Origin of the sequence: Solibacillus sp. FSL R7-0682 (genome assembly GCF_038005985.1) — a bacterium.
In the GTDB taxonomy this organism is placed as follows: Bacteria; Bacillota; Bacilli; order Bacillales_A; family Planococcaceae; genus Solibacillus.
On the sequence record NZ_JBBOUI010000001.1, the window covers coordinates 2,994,005 to 3,017,508 of the forward strand.

The following is a 23,504-nucleotide window of genomic DNA, read 5'->3' on the forward strand; positions in this document are numbered from 1 at the left end:
GAACCTCCTATTAGTCTTCAGCAATCCAACTACGCAATAGCTTCGCAAAATCTTCTGGCTTTTCTTTTGCCATTTTTTCTAATTGCTTACGGCGTACAGTCGCTTCAGTTTCTTTTTCTTCAGAAATATCTTCCACTTCAATTAATTGCTGTTGTCTTTCAATAATCTCTAATTCTTCTTCCTGTTGTTTACGTTTACGAGAACGTATTACATAAAGAACTAATAACACAATGGCTACAAGTAAAATACCGCCAATTACCCAAATCCACCATGGGATAAATGATTCTGGTACTGCTTCACCGCTATCATTGCCATAGAACTGTTGAACAGATACAACAATACGGTCTGCGATTTCTTCATCTGTTAGTTCACCTGCAGCATCTTGTGCAACAGAAGTACGGACAATTGTCGATAAAATTTGCTCGATATCTGTTCGTACATTATCAGGTAAGGATGTTGCCTCATCTGCTACTGGTGGCTCAACCATTACTTGAATACCTAAATTACGGATTTTATAAGGACTTTCTTGGATTTCTTTACGAATACGATTTACATCATTGTTAATTGTTTCCTCAACACGCTCATAATCGCCATTACCCGTTGTTCCTTCAACATAATCAATAAAGTTATCTGTTGCATTTTCAGCTTCTGGAGAACCATCGGCTACTGCCCCACCTGAATATGTTTCTGTTATTCGTTGTGCACTAATTTCGATTCCTGCCATATTCTCCTCATCAACAGGCTGCACTATAGTTTCTTCACGGTTTTCTTTCTTAAAGTCAATATCCGCCGATACGTTAACAACTACTTTGTCTTGTCCAATTAATGTGCCTAACATTTGTTGCACTTGACGTTGTAAGTCACGTTCTATCGTTTTCTTAACTTCCATTTGACCAGTTACAGTATTAATACCATTTCCGCCACTTTCAGCAGCAGCTAAGTCGTAATATTCACCATACTGATTCATAATGGTAATATTTTCTTTTGGTAAATTTGGAATACTCATTGAAACTAAATTGAATAAGCCTTTAATTTGATCATCCGAAAACTTATGTCCTGGTGCTGTATCTAACACTAAAGCTGCTGTGGCATTGCCTTTATCATCTTTAATAAACAAGCCTTCGTCTGGTAAAGTTATAACGACGTTTGCATCTTTAACACCTTCAAACTTACGAACTAAATTTGCTAAGTCTGTTTCAGTTGCGGCTTTTTTAATAACGTTGAACTCATTATCCGTCATCCCAAAGCCTGCATTCGTCGTAAAGAATGTGCTATCAATTTCACCTGAATCTGGATATCCTTGAGCTGCTAGTGATACTTTCAAATCATCTACTTGCTCTTCTGGTACTAAAATTGTTGTACCACCATTTGTCACTTCGTATGTTACTCCTTGAGCTTTTAAAACTTCTGTTATTTTACCGACTTCCGCTGTAGATAGCTCTGGAAACAATTGCGCCATAGTTGTACGCGTTGAATAATATGTAAGAATACTTGCTAGCGCAATAATTGCGACAACTGCGCCGATTATTGCGCCTTTTTGATTTTTCGTTCGACTCTGCCAGAAACTACTGGAGTCACTTTTAATTTTAGTAAGTCGTTCATTCATTATGAATCCTCCGGTTATAGTGAATGCCCAACAATTAAATATTCGTCAAATGAAATAATTATACACTCATACGCATAATTTCTTGGTAAGCTTCCACAGCTTTATTACGAATCTCAATTGTTGTGTTTAAAGTAATACTTGCCTTTTGTGATGCAACCATTACTTCATATAGATCAACATCTCCACCACTTATTAATTTTTGTGTCATCATATCTGATGTACTTTGTTGCTCATTTACACTAGCAATCGCATTTTTTAAAGCATCTGCAAATTGTTGCTGGGCATCCGCTGATGTAACTCGATTACTTAATGTATTTAACTCATTCACAGATTGCGTAGGAGACATAAATGATACTGGATTAATCGCCATTAATTATCATCCTTTCCCAATTTCTAATGCCTTCGTTAACATGCTTTTATTTGCATTAAAGGCTGTAATATTTGCTTCATATGATCTTGAAGCAGATATTAAATCGACCATTTCTCTTAATAAGTCCACATTCGATGTTTGCACATAGCCATCCTCATTCGCATCTGGATGTGTAGGATCATAAACTAGTTTAAATGGCGTTTCAGTATCTTCTTTAATAGAAGTAACTCTTACTCCATTCCCAACTCCAGCCTTTACGGTTTTCCCCATCGCCATATTCAAAAAGCTAGAGAATTGACCTTGCTCTTCTTTTAAAGTAATCGACTTTTTACGATATGGTTCCCATTGTCCATCAACTTGCTTCGCACGAGTTGTATCTACATTGGCAATATTAGATGAAATAACATCCATTCGTAATCGTTGGGCAGTCAATGCTGATGCCGTTGTATTCATACTATGGAAGATCGACACTATTATTTCCCTCCTTTAATGACTGTATTTAATGTATTAAACTTCCCACTTATTCTTTCAATTAACGCATTATAGTAAATTGTATTTTCTGCTAACTTCGCTTGTTCTGCGTCCATGTTCACAGCATTACCGTTTGGACGTGAGCGAAAATTATCATTTGAATATACACCATTGCTACCAATCTCAATACTAAAATCATAATGCCTTACGTCCGTACGTGTTGCCGAAATAGTAGCCCTTTTAGCATCATTAAAGACATCTTTAAAGCTTACTTCTTTCGTTTTGTAATTAGGTGTATCCACGTTCGCGATATTTTGCGTTATCGTCTTATTTTTTAATGTAGCATATGAAAGTCCATTTTCTAAGCTACTTATCGTGCCACCAAAAAGATTCAATTAGTTCACCTCATTTATTTTTGTCAATTTCTTCATACGACAACCTAATACCATAATTGTAATTATAATGAATCCTTGTGTCTATTGTCTTTTGGCACTTTTCGATAGGCTTTAGGAACTATTTTTTCGATAAAATATTTCAGGATTTTCTAATTCCAATTTTTAATGACTTAAAATAACAAAAATATAAGCCAATAGCTTTTTTACTTACCAAAAATAGAATGTTTTTTTAATAAAAAAGAACCAATAACATTCCTGCGTTATGTCCCTTTATTTCGCTATTTCCCGCTATTTTTCGCTATTTTTCGAAAATCCTACACATCATAATAGCTTAAAACCTGTTCATTTAGTTAGTTTTTACTCACTATTCATAAATTTGTAACATGTGCCTAATACTATAATATTTTTCATTATTATAAGTAAAAATGATAAATTCCTTTTTTCCGGTTTAAAATTTTTATGTAAAGCTATAGTTAAAAAGATTCTACTCTTAATTTATATATAGGTTTTTATACTCTAACATTATACATTAATATGTAAAATTACTATTTTAAGGTTATATTGATCATTAGAATGAACTTGTTTCTTTCATCCTAATAACTAGAAGTGTATATAAAAAAATGCGGTAAAACGAAAATTCGTCTTACCGCATTTCAATCATTTCTTATTTCATTTTAATTTCTGCTAATGCTGTTAAAAACTTATCGTTTAATACTTTAATATAAGTTCCCTTCATACCTAATGAACGTGACTCGATTACACCCGCTGATTCTAATTTACGTAATGCGTTCACGATCACTGAGCGTGTAATACCAACACGGTCTGCAATTTTTGAAGCTACTAATAACCCTTCGTTACCATCTAATTCTTCAAAAATGTGCTCAATTGCCTCAAGCTCTGAATACGATAATGAGTTAATCGCCATTTGTACAACTGCTTTTGAACGTGCTTCCTCTTCAATTTCTTCAGACTTTTCACGTAAAATTTCCATACCTACTACAGTTGCGCCATACTCAGCTAAAATTAAGTCATCATCTTCAAATTGATCGCTAATGCGCGCAAGCATTAATGTACCTAAACGCTCCCCACCACCGATAATCGGAACAATTGTAGTTAAACCAGTTGCAAATAAATCTTTGTTTTCAACTGGGAATGCAGTATGTTCATTATTAATATCTAAGTTTGAAGAAGTCTCTGTAATATTGAATAAGTTTTGTGTATATGCTTCTGGGAATTGACGCTCTTCAAACATTTTCTTCACGCGATCATTTTCGATTTGTTGGTGAATTGAAATTCCTAGTAACTTTCCTTTGCGGCTTACAATAAATACATTACTTTCAATAATATCACCTAATGTATTCGCCATCTCTTTAAAGTTTACTGGCTTTCCAGCAGATGCTTGAAGCATTGCGTTAATTTTTCGTGTTTTTGCTAATAAATTCATTCCGATTTCCTCCTACAGGACTGATTAATTCACTTAATATTCTAAAGGTTTTTACAATTTAAAGATACTATTTCAACTTAGTTTAAAGGATAAATTGTGATAAATCCTTGTTTTTTACTATATTCGTCAATTTTTGATCGACATATTTCGATGTAATTTCGATGTGAGCTGGTGCAATTTCTGACGCTTCATAAGATAGGTCCTCTAAAAGGCGTTCTAAAATGGTATGCAAACGTCTCGCACCAATATTATCGGATTCTTGATTTACTTCTGTAGCAATTTCAGCTAATCTTTCGATTGCTTCATCCGTAAATTCAATTGTTACACCTTCTGTTTGTAACAATGCTTTATACTGCAAAATTAATGATTGATCTGGTTCTTTTAAAATTCGTACAAAATCTTCTTTTGTTAGCTTTTCTAATTCGACACGAATAGGGAATCTGCCTTGAAGTTCTGGGATTAAATCACTTGGCTTCGAAATATGGAAAGCACCAGCTGCGATAAACAGCATATAATCTGTTTTTACTGTGCCATATTTAGTCGTTACAGTAGATCCTTCTACTATTGGCAAGATATCTCGTTGAACGCCTTCTCTTGACACTTCTGCAGAAGATGAGCCCTTACTCGCAATTTTATCAATCTCATCGATAAAGATAATTCCAGACTGTTCAGCACGTTCAATTGCTTTACTCGAAAGGGCATCAGCATCAATTAATTTATTTGCTTCTTCTTGCGTTAATAAGCGACGTGCATCTTTCACCTGTACTTTACGCTTCTTCGTTTTTTTTGGCAAAAGATTAGAAATCATATCTTGCATCCCACCGGCACCCATGTCAATATTCATGCCAGGCATCGCATCAAATAAAGATGGTGCCGCTTCAGTAACTTCAATAGTTACCCATTGCTCTTCAAGTTTACCTGCCTTTAAATCTTGCGCAATCTGTGCACGACGCGAACGAATTTCTGTATCTTCTTGTTGAGTTGCTTCGTCGCCAGAATTTGATTTTTGATTAAATAGCATTTCAAAAGGATTTTGCGTCATCTTATCTTTCACTTTAGATGGTACAAGTAATTTTACAAGTAATTCATTCGCATTTTTTTGTGCTTGTTCTTGAACTGATTCGACCATTTCATCTTTTACTAGACGGCGGGAAGTTTCTACTAAATCACGTACCATCGATTCTACATCACGACCTACATAACCAACTTCCGTAAACTTCGTTGCTTCTACTTTTATGAATGGTGCATTTACTAATTTAGCGATTCTACGTGCGATTTCTGTTTTTCCGACACCTGTTGGACCAATCATTAAAATATTTTTCGGAATAACTTCATTCTTTAATTCCTCACTTAACAACGAACGACGGTAACGATTGCGTAATGCAATAGCAACTGCGCGCTTTGCTGTTTCTTGACCAACAATATGACGATTTAAGTGTTCCGTAATTTGTCTTGGCGTTAAATTATTTGTTGTCATTATAATACCTCCAAGATAATATTATGGTTTGTAAACACACAGATATCCGCAGCTGTAGTAAGAGCTGCTTCTGCAATCTCTTTTGCCGATAAGTGTTCCCCAGCATGTTTCTTTAAAGCTCGACCAGCTGATAATGCATAATTACCACCTGAACCAATTGCTAAAATTCCATCATCTGGTTCAATAACTTCCCCTGTACCTGATACGAGCAGTAACGTCGTTTTGTCCATAACAAGTAGCATTGCCTCTAATTGACGCAACATCTTATCCCCACGCCATTGTTTTGCCACTTCAACAGCTGCTCTTTGTAAGTTCCCATTATATTCATTTAATTTCGCTTCAAACATTTCAAATAGTGTAAATGCATCTGCAACTGAACCAGCAAAACCCGCTAAAACGTTACCATTAAACAGACGTCTGACCTTTTTCGCTGTATGCTTCATTACTACTGCATTTCCAAGAGTTACTTGACCGTCACCAGCCATCGCACATTCACCTTTATGATGAATCGCAAATATCGTCGTTGCATGAATTTGACCCATTCGTATTTCCTCCTTAAGTTAAGCTCTCGGATGACTATTCATATATGTCTTCCTTAAAGCCTCTTTCGTTACATGAGTATAAATTTGAGTAGAAGATAAATTCGCATGTCCAAGTAATTCCTGAACTGTTCTCATATCTGCCCCATTATTTAATAAATGAGTAGCAAATGTGTGTCGTAACATATGTGGATAAATTTTCGTATGCATACTTGCATTTTCAATCATCTCACTTAATATATAACGTACGCCTCGAGCAGTAAGTTCGCCTCCACGCATATTTACGAACACTTTTTGGTGATTACTATTTTTCATTAACTGAGGACGAACCTGTTCAATATAATGAATGAGTGCTTCGTGTGCATATTGACCAAAAGGAATAATTCTTTCTTTACGTCCCTTACCCATTACTCGGATAATGCCGTAATGAAAGTCAATATCTTCAAGTTCAACAGCTACACATTCACTTACTCGAATTCCAGTAGCATAAAGTAATTCTAATAATGCTATATTACGTACTTGCATCGGTTTGTTGCCTTTATTTTTTTCAAAAAGCTGATTGAGCTCTTCTTCATAAAAAAAGCTCGGTAATCGTTCTTCCTTTTTAGGGTGATAAAGTGAACGAAACGGAGCATCATCAATATTCTGTTCCCTATTTAGAAATCGAAAAAAAGAACGGATAGATGAAATTTTCCTCGAAATTGAAGTTCTAGCTTTTTGTTCATCATAAAGTTTGGTTACGTATAATCGTGCATGAATATAATCAACTTCTGTAATATTCTGTACATTTTCTGTTTCTAAAAACTTATAAAAATCCATCAGATCCGTTTGATATTCACGTACAGTATGTAATGAAAAATTCTTTTCCAATTGAACATAGCGAATAAATTGATCTAATGCTTCTTTTGATTGAAGATCCATCCAACATACCTCCGATGAATAAATACATAAGTGAGTTTGAAATGTGTGATAACTAATAATCACATTAAAAAAACATACATATTGACACTATACTTATAATGAATATATTTCAAGCAAAAAACGCTTTAATTATTAATATTTCTTCTACTTTTTTATTCAGCCAAATAAATCATCCTACTTTTTTAATATTTCATAGTAATAATTCAAAATTATGGATACAAAAACAATTAAAAGCCCTTAAAGTATAGCAGTCTTTAAGGGCTTTTCGCAATTAAATCGTCTGTGTATTAATAAAATTCTGAATAGTTTCCAATGCTCGATTTGCATGACGTTCTGCACGTTCTGGCTTCGATTTAATTCGTTCGCCTAACTCCGGGAAAATACCAAAGTTTACATTCATTGGTTGGAAGTTTTTCGAATCTGCTTCTGTAATGTAACGCGCCATTGAGCCTAAAGCTGTTTCTGCTGGGAAGTGTAACATTGGCTCCCCTAATGCTAATCGGGCTGCATTAATACCTGCGATTAAGCCACTACCCGCTGATTCTACATAACCTTCAACACCCGTCATTTGACCAGCAAAGAATAAATTTGGGTTTGAACGTAATTGGTATGTTTTATTCAACACTTTTGGTGAATTTATAAATGTATTACGGTGCATAACCCCATAACGTACGATGTCTAAGTTCTCTAAACCTGGAATCATTGAAAATACGCGCTTTTGTTCTGGCCATTTTAAATGCGTTTGGAATCCTACCAGATTATATAAAGTTCCTGCTGCATCATCTTGACGTAATTGTACTACTGCGTATGGACGTTTACCTGTTTTAGGATCTTCTAAACCAACAGGCTTCATAGGACCGAAAGTCATTGTTTTTTCACCACGAGCCGCCATTACTTCAATTGGCATACAGCCTTCGAAATACTTCTCTTTTTCGAACTCTTTTAAAGGGGCACATTCTGCTGTAATTAGTGCTTCACGGAATGCATCAAATTCTTCTTTTGACATTGGGCAGTTTAAGTATGCTGCTTCCCCTTTATCATAGCGAGATTTCAAATATACTTTCTCCATATCAATCGAATCTTTTTCGATAATTGGTGCTGCTGCATCATAGAAGTATAAGTATTCTTCACCTGTTAAGCCTTGAATTTTCTTTGCTAAGCTTTCAGAAGTTAATGGACCTGTTGCAATTACAGTAATCCCTTCAGGAATTTCCGTAACCTCTTCATTAATCACTTCGATTAAAGAATGGTTTTTCACTTTCTCTGTTACATATCCAGCAAATTCATGACGATCTACCGCTAAAGCTCCACCAGCTGGTACTGAGCAATTATCCGCTGCAGCCATGATAACTGAATCAAGCATACGCATTTCTTCTTTAATTACGCCTACTGCATTTGTTAAACCATTAGCACGTAATGAGTTAGAGCATACGAGCTCAGCAAATTTATCTGTATGGTGTGCGGGTGTTTGCTTTACTGGTCGCATTTCATAAAGGCGTACCTTAATACCGCGCTTTGCAATTTGCCACGCCGCTTCAGAACCTGCAAGTCCTGCACCAATTACGTTTACTATTTGTTGTGTCATTGTTGTTACCTCATTATCTTATTGTGATGGTGTTTCTTCGTAGTCACAATCACTGTTTGTACACTGAATTTGAACACCTTTTTTCAATTTCTTCTCTACTAATAATGCACTACATTTCGGACAAGGTCTACTAATCGGCTTATCCCATGATACGAAGTCGCATTCTGGATAGCGGTTACAGCCGTAGAAAACACGCTTTGTTTTTGACTTGCGCTCTACGATTTCCCCTTCTTTACAAGTTGGACATTTGACATCAATTAATTTCATAATTGCCTTCGTATTACGGCAATCTGGGAAGTTCGAACAAGCCATAAACTTTCCATAGCGCCCTAATTTAAATACCATTGGTGCACCGCATTTTTCACAGTCTTCTCCCGCAGGCTCATCCTTAATTTCAATTTTTTCCATTACTTCATCCGCATGTTTTACACGTGGCTCAAAGTCTTTATAAAAATCATCAATTACTTTTACCCAACGAGTTATTCCTTCTTCAATAGCATCTAAGTTTTGCTCCATTTGCGCTGTAAACTCAATGTTAATAATTTCTGGGAAAAACTCGAACGTCGCTTGATGAACAATTTCACCTAGCTCAGTTGGAACGAAACGTTTTGCATCAAGCTGAACGTAGCCGCGCTTTTGAATCGTATCAAGTGTTGGTGCGTATGTTGATGGACGCCCTATACCTAGCTCTTCTAACGTTTTCACTAAACGTGCTTCCGAATAGCGAGGTGGTGGCTGTGTAAAATGTTGCTTTGGTTCAATTTCAAGAGATTTTACTTTATCGCCAACTTCCATTTCCGGCAACAGTTTATTCGTTTCTTCTGTTTGATCATCTGTTCCTTCGATATAAAGTTTCATAAATCCAGCAAATTTCACTTGTGAACCGTTCGCGCGGAATAATACATCATTATTTTGTAAGTCTACCGTTACCGTATCTAATACAGCATGTGCCATTTGACTTGCGATAAAGCGCTCCCAAATTAAACGGTATAGACGTAATTGGTCACGACTTAATACAGCTTTTAATTCATCAGGTGTGCGCATTGCACTTGTTGGACGAATTGCTTCGTGGGCATCTTGTGAATTCCCCTTCGCTTTAACCTGTTTAATTTCTTGAGCAACAAATTCTTTCCCATACTTGCTCTCAATATATGAAATTGCTTCCGTTTTTGCTGTTTCTGAAATACGTGTTGAATCGGTACGCATATACGTAATTAACCCGACTGCACCTTCTTTTTTGCTTAACTCAATCCCCTCGTAAAGCTGTTGAGCAAGCATCATCGTCTTTTTCGCGCGGAAATTTAACTTACGAGCTGCTTCTTGTTGTAGTGATGACGTTGTAAAAGCTGGTGCTGCATTTCGCTTACGTTCTTTTTTCACAACATTTACTACATTGAAATCAGTTCCCTTAACATTATTTAAAATAACCTTTACTTGGTCTTCATTCGTTAATTTTACTTTTTCTTTACCATTCCCATAGTAAAATGCATCAAATTGTTTTTTCCCTTTTTCAAAAGATGCATCAATTGACCAGTATTCTTCGGGCTCGAAGTTTTTAATCTCGTTTTCACGATCAATAATTAAACGAAGTGAAACAGATTGAACACGACCAGCTGACAATCCTTTTTTTACTTTTTTCCATAAAATCGGACTAATATTATAGCCCACTAAACGGTCTAAAATTCGTCGTGCTTGTTGCGCATCTACTAAATCCATATCGATTGGGCGTGGATGCTTAAAGCTCTCTAAAATTGCCTCTTTTGTAATTTCATTGAATACGACACGACAATCCGAATGAATATCGATATTTAATGCTGTAGCCAAGTGCCAAGCAATCGCTTCCCCTTCACGGTCGGGGTCGGATGCAAGATATATTTTTTTTGCCTTTTTCGCTGCTGTTTTTAATTCTTGTAAAACGGGACCTTTCCCGCGAATCGTAATATACTTTGGTTCATAATTATTTTCGGTATCGATGCCCGTTTGACTACGCGGTAAATCACGTACATGTCCAATTGATGCCTTTACTTTGTATTTTTTTCCTAAATAGCGCTCAATTGTTTTCGCCTTTGCAGGTGATTCTACTATTACTAAATAATCTGCCATCTGTTTTCCTCCTTAGAGAGGTATTGTTATTTTATCAAATTCTTTTATTTAGAATTTGTCAATGTTTTTTCAAAGCTTTTCCTGTTGCAAAATGTATAACAGATTGGCGGATATTGCAACTTTTTTTCAACGAAAACTTGAAAACATTTGCATTTCCTCAAGAATTTGATGTCCATTCCATACTAAAATTGCTCCTTCTTTTATTAATTTATTTGTCCCGAACGATTGCTTAGAAAAAATATTTCCTGGTACGACAAATACATCTTTCCCTTGCTCAAGAGCTAGTTCTGTTGTGATGAGCGTACCACTTTTCAACGCTGCTTCCGTTACAAGTAATCCTTGACTTAGGCCACTAATAATACGATTACGCGCAGGAAAATGCCATTTTTGAATACCAACATAAGGAGGGTATTCTGTTAAAAGCAAATGATCTTGTGCCATCTTTTTAGCGAGCACTTCATTTTCTTTCGGATAAATGTGAAAAAAACCGTGTCCTAGTACACCAATTGTTTTTCCTCCTAATTGAATTGTTGACTCATGGGCAATTCGATCTGCACCTTTTGCTAAACCGCTAACTATGACAAATTGTTCATTTATTAATGGTGGTAGTAAAAACTTCAATACTTGTTCACTATAAACAGTTGCAGCTCGGGAACCTATAACAGCCATTTTATTATTCGCCATTAATAAGCTACTATCTCCCTTAACATAAAGCACCGCTGGAGGATCATATAACGTCATTAATGCGCTCGGGTACATTTCACTCCCATATGGGATTGCTTTGATACAATATTGACGATAGTACGATTCCATAGAAGTATGTCGCATTTGTTTATAATGCGTTTTTATTAGTGTTGCCCTTTCAATATTTATGTTAAGGGACTTTGCTACCGTCTCATTTGAATAATTTAACAGTTCATCAAAATCGCCAATTTGTATAAGTATTTGTTGGATTTTATGCCACGATTGGGGGAAAATATAATGGAATATAAGTAATTTTTGATAAAAAGAATTTGTCATTAAAACACTCCTTTATTTAAATAGAAGAAATAATAATGACCGCTTTTTAATGTATTTTTGAATTGAAATAAAGTGAGTGAAAAAAAGATGTAGCGCATGGCGTCGCTACATCCTTCATTTTAATGCGTTTTACAAGCTTCGTATAGCCCTTTTTCTTTAATTACTTTAATTAGTGTTTCACCAATTACTGAAGGTGTTGGAGCTACTTCAATTCCTGCAGCATTCATTGCTTTAATTTTTTCAGCAGCTGTACCTTTACCACCTGAAATAATTGCGCCTGCATGTCCCATACGCTTCCCTGGAGGTGCTGTTTGCCCACCGATAAACCCAACAACTGGCTTAGTCATATTTGCTTGGATCCACTCTGCGGCTTCTTCTTCCGCTGTACCACCAATTTCACCAATCATTACAACTGCATATGTTTCTGGATCTTCATTGAATGCTTTTAAACAGTCGATAAAGTTTGTACCGTTTACTGGGTCACCACCAATACCCACCGCTGTCGTTTGACCGATACCTGATTGTGATAATTGATGTACTGCTTCATACGTCAATGTTCCTGAACGAGATACGACACCTACGTGACCTTTCGTATGAATATATCCTGGCATAATACCAATCTTACATTCATCAGCTGTAATAACACCTGGACAGTTTGGTCCTACTAATCGTGTCTTTTTGCCTTCCATATAACGCTTTACTTTTACCATATCTAGTACAGGGATATGCTCTGTTATACAGATTGCCATATCAAGCTCTGCATCAACTGCTTCAATAATAGCGTCAGCTGCAAATGGCGCTGGAACATAAATGACAGACACATTAGCTCCCGTTGCATCAACTGCTTCAGCTACTGTATTGAATACTGGTACACCTTCGATTTCAAGGCCACCTTTACCTGGTGTTACACCAGCAACAATTTTTGTCCCATATTCTAGCATTTGCTTTGTATGGAATAGGGCTGTTTCCCCAGTAATACCTTGTACAATTACTTTTGTATCTTTGTTAATGAACACGCTCATGCCATAACCCCGCCTTCAGCTTCAACTAATTTCACGATTTTTTGTGCGCCATCCGCCATTGAATCGGCTGCTACGATGTTTAAACCTGATTCATTTAATAATTTTTTACCTAATTCTACGTTTGTTCCTTCTAAACGAACAACTAATGGTACAGCTAAGCCAACCTCTTTTGCCGCAGTAATAACCCCTTTAGCAATGATGTCACACTTCATAATACCACCGAAAATATTAACAAAAATTCCTTTTACATTTTTGTCGGATAAAATAATTTTAAATGCTTCTGTTACTTTTTCTGCCGTTGCACCGCCCCCTACATCTAGGAAGTTAGCAGGTGTTCCGCCATAATAACTAATCGTATCCATTGTTGCCATAGCAAGACCAGCACCATTAACCATACAGCCAATATTTCCATCTAAAGAAATATAACTTAAATCATATTTAGATGCTTCGATTTCTTTTGGATCCTCTTCATCAAAATCACGTAATTCTACAATATCTTTTTGACGATATAATGCATTAGAATCAAAGTTAAATTTCGCATCTAATGCCACTACTTTGTCATCGCCTGTTACAACAAGTGGATTAATTTCTACTGTTGATGCATCTTTATCGATAAATGCTTTATATATTCCTAGCATTAAAGCAACTGCTTTGTTTACTAAATTTGAAGGAATATTCATATTGAATGCCATGCGACGTGCTTGGAAAGGCATTAAGCCTGTCACAGGGTCGATTACTTCTTTGAAGATTTTTTCAGGATTTGATTCAGCAACTTCTTCAATATCCATGCCGCCTTCTTCAGATCCCATCATCGTTACACGTGAAGTCGCACGGTCAAGTACTAAACTTAAGTAATACTCTTTTTTTATATCAGAACCTTCTTCTATATAAAGTCGTTTAACTTCTTTCCCTTCAGGACCTGTTTGATGAGTTACTAAAATTTTACCTAATAATTCTTTTGCATAAGAACGTACTTCATCTAGATTTTTCGCAATTTTAACGCCGCCAGCTTTACCGCGACCACCTGCATGAATTTGTGCTTTAACTACTGTAACATTCGTACCTAATTCCTTTGCTACCTTTACTGCTTCATCTGGTGAAAATGCTACACTCCCCTTTGGAACAGCTACACCATATTTTCTTAATATTTCTTTCCCTTGATACTCATGGATATTCATGATACATCCTCCCATCGGACATTTGGAAATTATTCTACTAACATAATCTATTTTAAACAATAATTCTGATAATGTCTATATTTGTCACACATGCAAGTTTTACTTTATTTTATGTCGAAAAATTCTCCTTCCGTCAATTCATTTATGTGATGTATTTCACATACCTATTTACCATGCAATAATGTTACAAAACGTTGTCTTCATAAAGCTTGTATTTCTCTGCATCCTTATACGATTTCTACCTAGTTATTGTCTCTAATTAAACAATAAGAAAAACAGTAAACTACTTTAAAAGTTTACTGTTCTTCTCGTCTAATGATACTTTATGCTTTTCATCTAAATGATAAATAAATGCAAATACTTCTGCGACCGCTTGATATAATTCTTCAGGTATAGAGGTGTTTAAATCTAGTTGCCCCAATAACTCAATAAGATTGGGATCCTCGTAAACTGGTACTTCGTGAAGAGATGCTTGCTCTAAAATATTTTCGGCAATTTTCCCCTTCCCTTTCGCCACAATTGTCGGACCATTACTTTTTGCCGAATCATAGGATAGTGCAATTGCCTCTTTCCGTACGTATTTTTTCTCGCTCATACTCGGATATCCACACCGCCTTGCTGTTCATCCGGCTTTGAATCTTTTGTGACAGTTTTTCCTCCTTGTTCACCAAAAGGCTTAATGAAAACACCGGATAAAATATATTCCTTATCAGCTAGGCCATTTTTTAATGAAGCTTTTAAAGAACTAGCCAATAACTCTAAATTCGGTAAATCATTATATACATTGAGCGTGACAACTCGATTTTGAACTTGCATATCAATGACCGTTTGTTGCAACGATTCCATATTCAAATAAAATAAAATGCGCGCAAAATTTGCATCAATTTTCCCATCATCTTTCATTCGACCATTCCATTGAAGAGTCGCATCCATCTTTTTACCGAAAAACTCTAATGGCACTTGCATTATTAACTGATGCTGATGGCCATTTTCACTTGATAGAAGTTGCATCCCGTTAAGTCTTCCCATAACTATCTCTGCCGCATCACGAAGAGGAGTCGGTGTTTGCATATCTTGAATAAGCGCCAGAAGCTGTGGTTTTAATTGTTGAGCGATTGCCTGCACATCTCCCGCTTTACTTGCTAATGTAGCTTCATAGCTTACGCCAAGCCCTTTTAACACTGTTTTAATTGCTTGCTCCATTGCACGGCTATCTGCTGATGATTGCACTTGAGCTTCTGCTTGCGTTAGTGCGCTCTGTAATTGGGGCTGTGGGCTATCAGTTGCTACTTTCACGAGATTTCTTAGCAAGTGATCATTTATTTGAACATTACTATCTAGCTTAATTAGCGAGAGTAGTTGATCTTTGGCGGATATTCCTTGCTCATTTTGTGTAAATAATCGAGACGATGCTTGTTCACTATAGGCTTTTATTAGTTGTTCTTGTAGTTGATTTGTAAATACGTGTATCGCTTGTTTAGAAGGTGGAATTTGTACAAAACGATTCAGTAATTGGTTCAGTTGCTCTTTTTGTGAAGTATGTAATAAACGATCATTGTTAATCCATTCACGTACTTGTTCAATAATCTGATTGCTTTGCGCAGGAGTCGTTTGCACGACTTGCTGAAGCATTTGGCCTGCTTGTATAGGTAGTGAACTTGGTTGAACTGAACTCCCTAATGGAGCTTGTGCGCGTTGTTGATTCACTGTTTGCCAGTTTTGTAAATTCGTATTTTGCGGTAAAATTCCCGCTTCTTTTAATAAAGCTAACTGCTGTAATTTAGTCGCCAAAGGAGTAGATGGATTTGTTAATAGTTGCGTCGCCTTTGCAAGTAAAACGCCGCCTGTCTCATTATTAAGTGGCTTTGCTAATTGGTCCAGTTGTTGCAATATAGTGTTCTTCAGACTTTCATTACCACCTGTTTGTGTAGCAAGAAGCTGGGCTAAATTCATTAAATTTGCTGACATACCATCTGTCTTCGCACCTTGCGTCAATGCTTGAAACACTGTATTTGTAAAAGGCATTTTAAGTTCAACCATACGCTGTAATGCTTGCAGAGCATCCTGTTTTTGTATACCCTCTGGTAAGTTTTTCATCCAGCTTTCTGCAGTTAATAACTGCTCCTTAGAAATAGGTAGTTGCGCCTTCATAAAATGTGATAAAACTTGCTGCATTTCTGGAGTCTTTGGTAAATTCATCGTCTCAAGTAATTGATTCATTTGCTGTGTATTAGTCATTGTTTGAGACATAGGACCTGTAACAACTTTTAATTCTGTTTGTGGATTTGTAGCTGTTACTTGAAAAAAATGCGTATCTCCTACTTTTAATGGCACTTCCAATTTCGCCATTAACTTTTGCCCACCAACTTGTACTTCTGCCATTTGATTTGGATAAAGCTGCTTTATTGAGCCATGAAACACTTGATCTTGACGTAACGCAAGTACTTGATTATTAGTCGTTGTTTGTTGCGTATTTACCAGTATCGGATTAAATGAGGTTGAAGTCATTTCATCACTCCCTTTTTTCAATCATAGTCTTAATTGGTTCAAATGTTCTTCTGTGGTGAATGGTTGGACCAAATTGCTGAAGCGCTTCTAAGTGCTGTTTCGTACCGTACCCTGAATGTTGTGCAAATCCATATTCAGGGTACTTACCATCAAGATCTTCCATATAATGGTCTCGAGCCGTTTTTGCCAAAATAGATGCGGCTGCAATGGCCAAACTTTGTGCATCTCCTTTAATAATCGATGCTTGCGGAATATTTGTGTGAAGTGTCATCGCATCCGCTAAAATAAAATCGGGTGTCACTTCTAACCCTTCAATACTTTTTAACATGGATTGTCGAGTAGCCTCATATATATTAAGTCGATCAATTTCATCGGCACTTTGGAAATGAATCGAATAATACAATGCATGTTCTTTTATAAGATCTGCATATTCGTTGCGCTTTTCTTTTGATAATTGCTTCGAATCATTTACCCCTAATAAGGCTTCACAATAATTTGGCAAAATGACCGCCGCCGTAACAACTGGCCCTGCTAATGGACCGCGGCCGGCCTCATCTGTACCAGCAATAAACGCATCAGGACGTGGCAAATAAGATGCATCAAAATCAAGTTTTTCAAGATGTTTCACTCGCTGTTGTTCGATTTTATCAAGGCGTTTTTGAAACTGTGTCCATGCTTTTATAACACCGTTTCGTTCATCCTGTTCAATTTCTACCATCCAAGGCTCTACTTGCTGTGCCTCTTTTAAAGCTACTGTAATTTCTTTAATTGTCTTCATAGTTCTCTCCATGTCATTCATTACTTGTTATATCGGTTTATTTTTATATTATAAAAGAAAAACCTTCTCCACGAACGTGAAAAAGGTTTTGACTATTATTGTTCTTGTTTACGTTGACGACGCATTTCAGCATTTTTCTGACGTCGTTCTTCGTTTTCTTTTTCGATTGCTTCAGCTAGCTGTTCTTTTTCAATTTGCTCGTCCACAAAATCAAAGGTTAGCTTCCCTAAATTTTGATCACGAATATCACGTACGATTAAAAGCGCTACTTGATCGTAATCGATTTCTCCACCATGACCGAATACACGACGTAGCTTTCCGATATGATCAAAGGTTTCCACTAAATCTTCGGAAACAGCGGTAAGCTTATAGCGTTCTTCCATACGTTGTGGGTAATGGAGTGCTAAAAAACGCAACCCATAAACGGCTAAATCCTCCATATTTGTAATCGTATCTTTAATCGCTCCTGTTAATGCTAATTTATAACCTACCAGTTGATCTTCAAACTTTGGCCATAAAATTCCTGGTGTATCAAGTAGCTCAATTTCTTTTCCTACTTTAATCCATTGCTGCGCCTTTGTAACACCGGGTGTATTTCCTGTTTTCGCTAAATTCTTTTTGGCTAATCGATTAATTAATGTCGATTTACCTACGTTTGGAATTCCAACAATCATTGCACGAATGGCGCGAGGCTTCATACCCTTTGCCTTCATACGCGCCCATTTATCAGCTAAAATTTCTTGTGCAGCTTTCGTAACAGCCTGTAGTCCTTTACCTTCTAATGAATTTATAGCAACCGCTTTGAAGCCACGCTCATCAAAATATTGAATCCAGCGACGTGTTTCCTGCTCATCAGCCATATCTTGTTTATTTAATATAAGTAATCTCGGTTTTTGATGGATTACTTCATCAATCATTGGATTTCTTGAAGACATAGGTAGGCGAGCGTCTACCAATTCAAATACTATATCAACTAATTTTAAGCTTTCTGATACTTGGCGACGCGCTTTGGCCATATGTCCAGGGAACCATTGGATTGTCATATAAAAAACCCTCCTATCAATTTGTTTAATAACCAGAAAAAATGAGGAGATTATGATAACCTCCTCATTCATCGTTTATCCCGTATTACGGGCAGTAGGAAAGCTAACAATCCACAGGAATACCCCACAGATTGACGTTTCACTTTATTTATTTCACGATTTCAATTTCATTTAAAGGCCAAAAAATAATACTAGTATTTCCTACTATTTCTTCTACTGGGACAATCCCAATATGACGACTATCTTTACTAAAACGGCGGTTATCCCCCATTACAAATACATAGCCTTCTGGTATAACATCAAGTGATGGATCAATATCCTTTAACGAAAAATCGCCCGTAAGATTTCCTTCACTAATTTGTGCTTTGTATGCATCTAAGTATGGCTCCTCAATTGGATCACCATTAATATATAGCTGATCGTCCTTATATTCTACATAGTCACCAGGTACCCCGATGACACGCTTAATATAATCTTTTTGTTCTGGTGCATGGAATACAACAATATCAAAACGCTCTGGTTCACCAATTTTATAACTGAATTTATTAACAATCATACGATCTCCATTTTCAAGGGTAGGCATCATCGAATCCCCATCAACTACAATCGGTGTAAATAAAAAGTAACGAATAAATGCTGCAATCGCAAACGCAATGAGTAGCGCTTTTGTCCATTCCCAAAGCTCATTTTTTTCTTTTTCAGTTTTTTCCACGTAGTTATCCCCCTTGCCTATCACACTATATTGTATACGAAATATGTACTTCAAGCAAAAATATAATCTACATTTATTATTATCTTATACATTTATAAACATAACGCGATCTAGTATGAGATCGCGTTATAATTTTTTCTCCGATAAAGAAAGGGACTTGTACGTACAAGCCCCCTTCTAAAAAGATCTTATCGAATTTCTTTAATACGAGCTGCTTTACCACGTAGGTTACGTAAGTAGTAAAGTTTAGCACGACGTACTTTACCTTTACGAATAACTTCTAATTTAGCGATTTTTGGAGTGTGTACTGGGAAAGTACGTTCTACACCAACGCCGTAAGAAATTTTACGTACTGTGAAAGTTTCGCTAACTCCGCCGCCACGACGTTTGATAACTACACCTTCGAATAATTGGATACGCTCACGAGTACCCTCAACAACTTTAACGTGTACCTTAACAGTGTCACCAGGACGGAATGAAGGTAGATCAGAACGTAGTTGTTCTTTTGTGATTTCTGTAATAATGTTTGACATTATATTCTCTCCTTAGACAGATGCTCTTGCACGCTAAATATTAGCCACAGCGGAACACCGTAATTCAGTGCTTTACATAGAAGCACAAATTGAATCTTATCATATTATTTTTAAGCTTGCAAGTAGTTTTGCTTTACATTTCAGCTTTAATTTTTTCGATGATTTTTAATTGCTTTGGAGTCAATTCTAGCGCTTCTAAAAGGTCTGGGCGACGCTCTAATGTACGCTTAAATGATTGCTCCTCACGCCATTCTTCAATCTTAGCATGATTGCCTGATAACAAAACATCTGGTACCTTTAGACCTCTAAAATCAGCTGGACGTGTATAATGAGGGTGCTCTAATAAGCCTGTCGAAAAAGAATCTTGTATATGTGAATCCTGTTGCCCAAGTACACCCGGTAATAAACGAACAACTGCATCAATTACTGTCATTGCAGGAAGCTCGCCACCCGTTAACACAAAATCTCCAATGGAAATTTCATCGGTCACCAAATGTTGACGAATACGTTCATCATATCCTTCATAATGACCACATAGGAACACTAAATCTTGCTCCTCTGCAAGCTCCTCAGCCTTCTTTTGCGTGAAGCGTTCACCTTGTGGGCACATGAGAATAACGCGAGGCTTACGACCTTCTGTGATGGCCTCTACAGCGTTAAACATTGGCTCAGGCTTTAATACCATTCCTGCACCACCGCCATATGGGTAATCATCTACTTGTTTATGCTTATTTTCACTAAATTCACGAATATCTGTAACAGTAAGCTCGACTGCTTGTTTTTCTTGTGCTTTCTTTAAAATAGAGGAGCCGAATACTCCTGTAAACATGTCTGGAAATAAACTTAATACATGGATTTTCATTATAGTAAGCCATCCATTACGTGAATAATGATTTTCTTTTCTTCAACATTAATTTCTTTTACGATGTCCTCAATGTAAGGAATGTAATGCTTTTTGCCACCTGTAGCCTTTACTTCCCATACATCATTTGCACCTGTTTCTAAAATATCTGTTATAACCCCAATGAGTTCGCCTTCTTCTGAGTACACTTCGCAATCTTTAATTTCGAAATAATAATATTCGTTTTCTTCTAGTTCATCATCAGCTAGTTGGTCCATCGTTACCTTTAGCATCCCTTCTTTGAAAGGCTCTACTAAATTGATGTTTTCCATACCTTCAAACGTGACTAAAACAAAATTTTTATGTCGGCGAGAAGAAGCAATTGTTACCCATGTAGGCTTTTTATCATCTTTTTTAAATGCAGCTAATTTTGAACCTACTGCAAAGCGTTCTTCTTCAAAATCAGTTGTCGATAAAATTCGTAACTCTCCACGAATCCCATGCGTATTGACAATACGTCCAACATTAAACCATTCCATGTTGTTTACCACCTCGTTATTTTATATGAAAAAAAGAGGGAAAGCTTAGTGGCCCCCTCTTTTTTTCTAATCCAATATATCGACGTAAGTCTTTTTCTTCTGGTGACCGCCAGCTGCTGAGTACACAATCGTACGAATTGCTTTCGCAACTCGTCCTTGTTTGCCTATGACTTTCCCTCGATCCTCTGGATGAACAAAAAGCTTATAAACAACTCGATTAGAAGATTCGTCCGTCTCAATACGAACGTCCTCCGGATAATCGACTAATGGTTTAACAATTGCTTCAATCAGCTGCTGCATAAAGCCACCTCCGAATTATTTACTGAATTATTTGCTATATTTAGCGTTATGGAATTTTTCCATGATACCTTGTTCTGAGAACAGGTTACGTACAGTATCAGATGGTTTTGCACCATCAGTTAACCATTTAAGAGCTTTCTCTTCATCGATTTGAACTGTAGCTGGTGTAGTTAGTGGGTTATAAGTACCAACTGTTTCGATTTGACGACCATCACGTGGTGAACGAGCGTCTGCAACTACGATACGATAGAAAGGAGATTTTTTAGCTCCCATACGTTTTAAGCGAATTTTAACTGCCATTTTAATAGCACCTCCGAATAAGTTTCACACAAGATATTATATTAGCAATGTCTTGGTGGTTTGTAAAGTGTTTTTTCTTAACACCTAATTTTTTTATTTAAATAATGAGTCAAAGCCTGGCATTCTCATTTTTTTCTTGCCTTTACCTTGTGTCATACCTGTCATTTGCTTCATCATTTTTTTCATTTCTTCAAACTGCTTTAATAAGCGATTGACTTCTTGAATCGTCGTTCCAGATCCGTTTGCAATACGTTTTTTACGACTTGCAGAGATAACTTCTGGGTTCGTCTTTTCAGTTGGTGTCATTGAATAAATAATAGCTTCAATGCGCCCCATCTGTTTTTCATCGACTTTAACATTGTCTAAGCCCTTCATTTTGCTAGCACCTGGTAGCATTTTTAACAATTCATCTAATGGGCCCATCTTTTTGACAGCCTGGAGCTGTTCAATAAAGTCATCAAATGTAAATGATTGGGTCATGAACTTTTCTTCAAGCTCTTTTGCCTTTTCCATATCGACATTTGCTTGCGCTTTTTCGATCAAAGATAATACATCACCCATACCTAAAATACGTGACGCCATACGCTCTGGGTGGAATGGCTCTAATGCATCCATCTTTTCACCCATACCGACAAACTTAATAGGCTTTTCTGTCACGGCACGGATTGAAAGGGCCGCACCACCACGTGTATCACCATCTAATTTCGTCAGAACAACGCCTGTAATGCCGACTGCTTCATTAAAGCTTTGAGCAACATTTACTGCATCTTGACCTGTCATTGCATCAACAACTAAGAACACTTCATCTGGCTCTTTTAATGCACGAATATCTTTTAATTCTTGCATTAACTCCTCGTCGATATGTAGACGACCAGCCGTATCGATTAACACCACATCATGGTGCTCCTCTTTTGCATGTTCGATTGCTTGACGTGCAATTTCTACAGGAGATATATCCGTACCTAGTGAGAATACTGGTAATGATAATTGTTTCCCTAATGTTTGTAATTGCTGTACTGCTGCCGGACGGTAAATATCTGCGGCTACTAGTAACGGTTTTTTATTATATTTTTTGCGTAAAACATTGGCTAACTTTCCTGTTGTCGTCGTTTTACCTGCACCTTGCAAGCCGACCATCATAATGACTGTCGGTGGACGGTTGCTAAATTTAATTGGGCTTTGTTCGCCACCCATTAATGCTGTTAGCTCTTCCTGTACAATTTTAATAACTTGTTGACCAGGCGTTAATGATTTCATGACGTCTACACCGACTGCACGCTCACTAACCTTTTTTACGAATTCTTTAACTACCTTTAAGTTTACGTCCGCTTCGATTAAGGCAAATCGGACTTCACGCATCATTTCTTTTACGTCTTGTTCCGTAACTTTCCCTTTACCTTTAATCTTTTGGATCGTTCCTTGGAGTCGCTCCGCTAAACCTTCAAAAGCCAACTTTGTTCGCCTCCTAATCCGATTCCTTCAATTGTTCAACTAATGCTAATTTATCCTCCATTGTAGAGGCTTCATTCTGTATCGCATCTGTCAGTTGCTTTAACACTTGCTGACGCTGTTGAAATTTTTCAAAAAGATTTAATTTTTCTTCATATTCTTCAAGCATCGCCTCAGTACGACGAATATTATCATAAACAGCTTGGCGTGAAATATTGTAGCTTTCTGCAATTTCACCAAGTGAATTGTCATCTAAATAATAAAGCTCCATATAGCTACGCTGTTTTTCCGTTAATAATGCTTGATAAAAGTCGAAGAGAAAGTTCATGCGTGTTGTTTTTTCAAGTAGCATTTTTATCTCTCCAATCAT

The 23,504-nt window shown here is 36.7% G+C and carries 25 protein-coding genes; all 25 read right to left on the minus strand.

Translation table 11 applies throughout. The annotated features are described in order from the left end of the window. Positions 1-10 precede the first annotated feature (10 nt). On the minus strand, positions 11-1,606 hold the full coding sequence (fliF, locus tag MKZ17_RS15205; RefSeq protein WP_340724577.1) for a flagellar basal-body MS-ring/collar protein FliF: 1,596 nt from the start codon (positions 1,604-1,606) through the stop codon (positions 11-13). 58 nt (positions 1,607-1,664) lie between these two features. After that, positions 1,665-1,976: a flagellar hook-basal body complex protein FliE gene (gene fliE / locus MKZ17_RS15210; RefSeq protein ID WP_340724578.1), complete on the minus strand. Its 312-nt coding sequence runs from the start codon at positions 1,974-1,976 to the stop codon at positions 1,665-1,667. Positions 1,977-1,982: 6 nt separating this feature from the next. Next, on the minus strand, positions 1,983-2,447 hold the full coding sequence (gene flgC, locus MKZ17_RS15215) for a flagellar basal body rod protein FlgC (protein ID WP_340724579.1): 465 nt from the start codon (positions 2,445-2,447) through the stop codon (positions 1,983-1,985). A gap of 2 nt (positions 2,448-2,449) precedes the next feature. Then, positions 2,450-2,842, minus strand: coding sequence for a flagellar basal body rod protein FlgB (gene flgB, locus MKZ17_RS15220; RefSeq protein WP_340724580.1), 393 nt, complete (start codon positions 2,840-2,842; stop codon positions 2,450-2,452). Positions 2,843-3,506: 664 nt separating this feature from the next. Continuing rightward, positions 3,507-4,286 carry a GTP-sensing pleiotropic transcriptional regulator CodY gene (gene codY / locus MKZ17_RS15225; RefSeq protein WP_340724581.1) on the minus strand — a complete coding sequence of 260 codons (780 nt, stop codon included), beginning with the start codon at positions 4,284-4,286 and terminating at the stop codon, positions 3,507-3,509. An 82-nt stretch (positions 4,287-4,368) separates the two neighbouring features. Beyond that, on the minus strand, positions 4,369-5,763 hold the full coding sequence (hslU, locus tag MKZ17_RS15230) for an ATP-dependent protease ATPase subunit HslU (RefSeq protein ID WP_340724583.1): 1,395 nt from the start codon (positions 5,761-5,763) through the stop codon (positions 4,369-4,371). Next, complete coding sequence (gene hslV, locus MKZ17_RS15235) at positions 5,763-6,305, minus strand: ATP-dependent protease subunit HslV (protein ID WP_340724584.1); 543 nt, start codon at positions 6,303-6,305, stop codon at positions 5,763-5,765. The genes hslU and hslV overlap by 1 nt, the downstream gene beginning before the upstream one ends. An 18-nt stretch (positions 6,306-6,323) precedes the next feature. After that, positions 6,324-7,223: a tyrosine recombinase XerC gene (gene xerC / locus MKZ17_RS15240; RefSeq protein ID WP_340724585.1), complete on the minus strand. Its 900-nt coding sequence runs from the start codon at positions 7,221-7,223 to the stop codon at positions 6,324-6,326. Between the two features lie 271 nt (positions 7,224-7,494). Continuing rightward, positions 7,495-8,808, minus strand: coding sequence for an FADH(2)-oxidizing methylenetetrahydrofolate--tRNA-(uracil(54)-C(5))-methyltransferase TrmFO (gene trmFO / locus MKZ17_RS15245; RefSeq protein WP_340724586.1), 1,314 nt, complete (start codon positions 8,806-8,808; stop codon positions 7,495-7,497). 18 nt (positions 8,809-8,826) lie between these two features. Continuing rightward, on the minus strand, positions 8,827-10,911 hold the full coding sequence (gene topA, locus MKZ17_RS15250; RefSeq protein WP_340724587.1) for a type I DNA topoisomerase: 2,085 nt from the start codon (positions 10,909-10,911) through the stop codon (positions 8,827-8,829). 126 nt (positions 10,912-11,037) lie between these two features. After that, on the minus strand, positions 11,038-11,931 hold the full coding sequence (gene dprA, locus MKZ17_RS15255; protein ID WP_340724588.1) for a DNA-processing protein DprA: 894 nt from the start codon (positions 11,929-11,931) through the stop codon (positions 11,038-11,040). A gap of 119 nt (positions 11,932-12,050) precedes the next feature. After that, positions 12,051-12,953: a succinate--CoA ligase subunit alpha gene (sucD, locus tag MKZ17_RS15260; protein ID WP_340724589.1), complete on the minus strand. Its 903-nt coding sequence runs from the start codon at positions 12,951-12,953 to the stop codon at positions 12,051-12,053. Further along, a complete protein-coding gene (gene sucC / locus MKZ17_RS15265; RefSeq protein WP_340724590.1) occupies positions 12,950-14,131 on the minus strand; it encodes an ADP-forming succinate--CoA ligase subunit beta in 1,182 nt (393 codons plus the stop codon). Before sucC ends, sucD begins: the two co-directional genes overlap by 4 nt. Before the next feature lie 283 nt (positions 14,132-14,414). Continuing rightward, complete coding sequence (locus tag MKZ17_RS15270) at positions 14,415-14,726, minus strand: EscU/YscU/HrcU family type III secretion system export apparatus switch protein (protein WP_340724591.1); 312 nt, start codon at positions 14,724-14,726, stop codon at positions 14,415-14,417. Then, a complete protein-coding gene (locus tag MKZ17_RS15275) occupies positions 14,723-16,639 on the minus strand; it encodes a hypothetical protein (RefSeq protein WP_340724592.1) in 1,917 nt (638 codons plus the stop codon). Before MKZ17_RS15275 ends, MKZ17_RS15270 begins: the two co-directional genes overlap by 4 nt. A 4-nt stretch (positions 16,640-16,643) precedes the next feature. Beyond that, positions 16,644-17,417 carry a ribonuclease HII gene (locus MKZ17_RS15280; RefSeq protein WP_340724593.1) on the minus strand — a complete coding sequence of 258 codons (774 nt, stop codon included), beginning with the start codon at positions 17,415-17,417 and terminating at the stop codon, positions 16,644-16,646. A gap of 95 nt (positions 17,418-17,512) precedes the next feature. Beyond that, a complete protein-coding gene (ylqF, locus tag MKZ17_RS15285) occupies positions 17,513-18,460 on the minus strand; it encodes a ribosome biogenesis GTPase YlqF (RefSeq protein ID WP_340724594.1) in 948 nt (315 codons plus the stop codon). A gap of 148 nt (positions 18,461-18,608) precedes the next feature. Next, on the minus strand, positions 18,609-19,172 hold the full coding sequence (gene lepB, locus MKZ17_RS15290; protein WP_340724595.1) for a signal peptidase I: 564 nt from the start codon (positions 19,170-19,172) through the stop codon (positions 18,609-18,611). Positions 19,173-19,360: 188 nt separating this feature from the next. Then, entirely contained in the window at positions 19,361-19,705 is a 345-nt protein-coding gene (gene rplS / locus MKZ17_RS15295) for a 50S ribosomal protein L19 (protein WP_340724596.1), read from the minus strand. A 133-nt stretch (positions 19,706-19,838) separates the two neighbouring features. Next, a complete protein-coding gene (gene trmD / locus MKZ17_RS15300; protein ID WP_340724597.1) occupies positions 19,839-20,567 on the minus strand; it encodes a tRNA (guanosine(37)-N1)-methyltransferase TrmD in 729 nt (242 codons plus the stop codon). Further along, complete coding sequence (rimM, locus tag MKZ17_RS15305) at positions 20,567-21,085, minus strand: ribosome maturation factor RimM (RefSeq protein ID WP_340724598.1); 519 nt, start codon at positions 21,083-21,085, stop codon at positions 20,567-20,569. The genes trmD and rimM overlap by 1 nt, the downstream gene beginning before the upstream one ends. 66 nt (positions 21,086-21,151) lie before the next feature. Further along, complete coding sequence (locus MKZ17_RS15310) at positions 21,152-21,385, minus strand: KH domain-containing protein (RefSeq protein ID WP_340724599.1); 234 nt, start codon at positions 21,383-21,385, stop codon at positions 21,152-21,154. A 27-nt stretch (positions 21,386-21,412) separates the two neighbouring features. Beyond that, positions 21,413-21,685, minus strand: coding sequence for a 30S ribosomal protein S16 (gene rpsP, locus MKZ17_RS15315; RefSeq protein WP_340724600.1), 273 nt, complete (start codon positions 21,683-21,685; stop codon positions 21,413-21,415). Positions 21,686-21,778: 93 nt separating this feature from the next. Then, positions 21,779-23,137 carry a signal recognition particle protein gene (ffh, locus tag MKZ17_RS15320; RefSeq protein ID WP_340724601.1) on the minus strand — a complete coding sequence of 453 codons (1,359 nt, stop codon included), beginning with the start codon at positions 23,135-23,137 and terminating at the stop codon, positions 21,779-21,781. Positions 23,138-23,150: 13 nt separating this feature from the next. After that, positions 23,151-23,486, minus strand: a complete 336-nt coding sequence (locus tag MKZ17_RS15325) for a putative DNA-binding protein (RefSeq protein WP_340724602.1) — start codon at positions 23,484-23,486, stop codon at positions 23,151-23,153. Positions 23,487-23,504: the final 18 nt, after the last annotated feature.

Excerpts from the sequence above, each read along its gene's own strand:
- hslV (WP_340724584.1), bottom strand. The coding sequence starts at position 6,305 with ATGGGTCAAATTCATGCAACGACGATATTTGCGATTCATCATAAAGGT.
- MKZ17_RS15275 (WP_340724592.1), bottom strand. The coding sequence starts at position 16,639 with ATGACTTCAACCTCATTTAATCCGATACTGGTAAATACGCAACAAACA.
- rimM (WP_340724598.1), bottom strand. The coding sequence starts at position 21,085 with ATGGAATGGTTTAATGTTGGACGTATTGTCAATACGCATGGGATTCGT.
- MKZ17_RS15280 (WP_340724593.1), bottom strand. The coding sequence starts at position 17,417 with ATGAAGACAATTAAAGAAATTACAGTAGCTTTAAAAGAGGCACAGCAA.
- rplS (WP_340724596.1), bottom strand. The coding sequence starts at position 19,705 with ATGTCAAACATTATTACAGAAATCACAAAAGAACAACTACGTTCTGAT.
- fliE (WP_340724578.1), bottom strand. The coding sequence starts at position 1,976 with ATGGCGATTAATCCAGTATCATTTATGTCTCCTACGCAATCTGTGAAT.
- topA (WP_340724587.1), bottom strand. The coding sequence starts at position 10,911 with ATGGCAGATTATTTAGTAATAGTAGAATCACCTGCAAAGGCGAAAACA.
- trmD (WP_340724597.1), bottom strand. The coding sequence starts at position 20,567 with ATGAAAATCCATGTATTAAGTTTATTTCCAGACATGTTTACAGGAGTA.
- rpsP (WP_340724600.1), bottom strand. The coding sequence starts at position 21,685 with ATGGCAGTTAAAATTCGCTTAAAACGTATGGGAGCTAAAAAATCTCCT.
- xerC (WP_340724585.1), bottom strand. The coding sequence starts at position 7,223 with ATGGATCTTCAATCAAAAGAAGCATTAGATCAATTTATTCGCTATGTT.
- dprA (WP_340724588.1), bottom strand. The coding sequence starts at position 11,931 with ATGACAAATTCTTTTTATCAAAAATTACTTATATTCCATTATATTTTC.
- MKZ17_RS15270 (WP_340724591.1), bottom strand. The coding sequence starts at position 14,726 with ATGAGCGAGAAAAAATACGTACGGAAAGAGGCAATTGCACTATCCTAT.
- fliF (WP_340724577.1), bottom strand. The coding sequence starts at position 1,606 with ATGAATGAACGACTTACTAAAATTAAAAGTGACTCCAGTAGTTTCTGG.
- MKZ17_RS15325 (WP_340724602.1), bottom strand. The coding sequence starts at position 23,486 with ATGCTACTTGAAAAAACAACACGCATGAACTTTCTCTTCGACTTTTAT.
- sucD (WP_340724589.1), bottom strand. The coding sequence starts at position 12,953 with ATGAGCGTGTTCATTAACAAAGATACAAAAGTAATTGTACAAGGTATT.
- trmFO (WP_340724586.1), bottom strand. The coding sequence starts at position 8,808 with ATGACACAACAAATAGTAAACGTAATTGGTGCAGGACTTGCAGGTTCT.
- codY (WP_340724581.1), bottom strand. The coding sequence starts at position 4,286 with ATGAATTTATTAGCAAAAACACGAAAAATTAACGCAATGCTTCAAGCA.
- hslU (WP_340724583.1), bottom strand. The coding sequence starts at position 5,763 with ATGACAACAAATAATTTAACGCCAAGACAAATTACGGAACACTTAAAT.
- ylqF (WP_340724594.1), bottom strand. The coding sequence starts at position 18,460 with ATGACAATCCAATGGTTCCCTGGACATATGGCCAAAGCGCGTCGCCAA.
- MKZ17_RS15310 (WP_340724599.1), bottom strand. The coding sequence starts at position 21,385 with ATGCAGCAGCTGATTGAAGCAATTGTTAAACCATTAGTCGATTATCCG.
- sucC (WP_340724590.1), bottom strand. The coding sequence starts at position 14,131 with ATGAATATCCATGAGTATCAAGGGAAAGAAATATTAAGAAAATATGGT.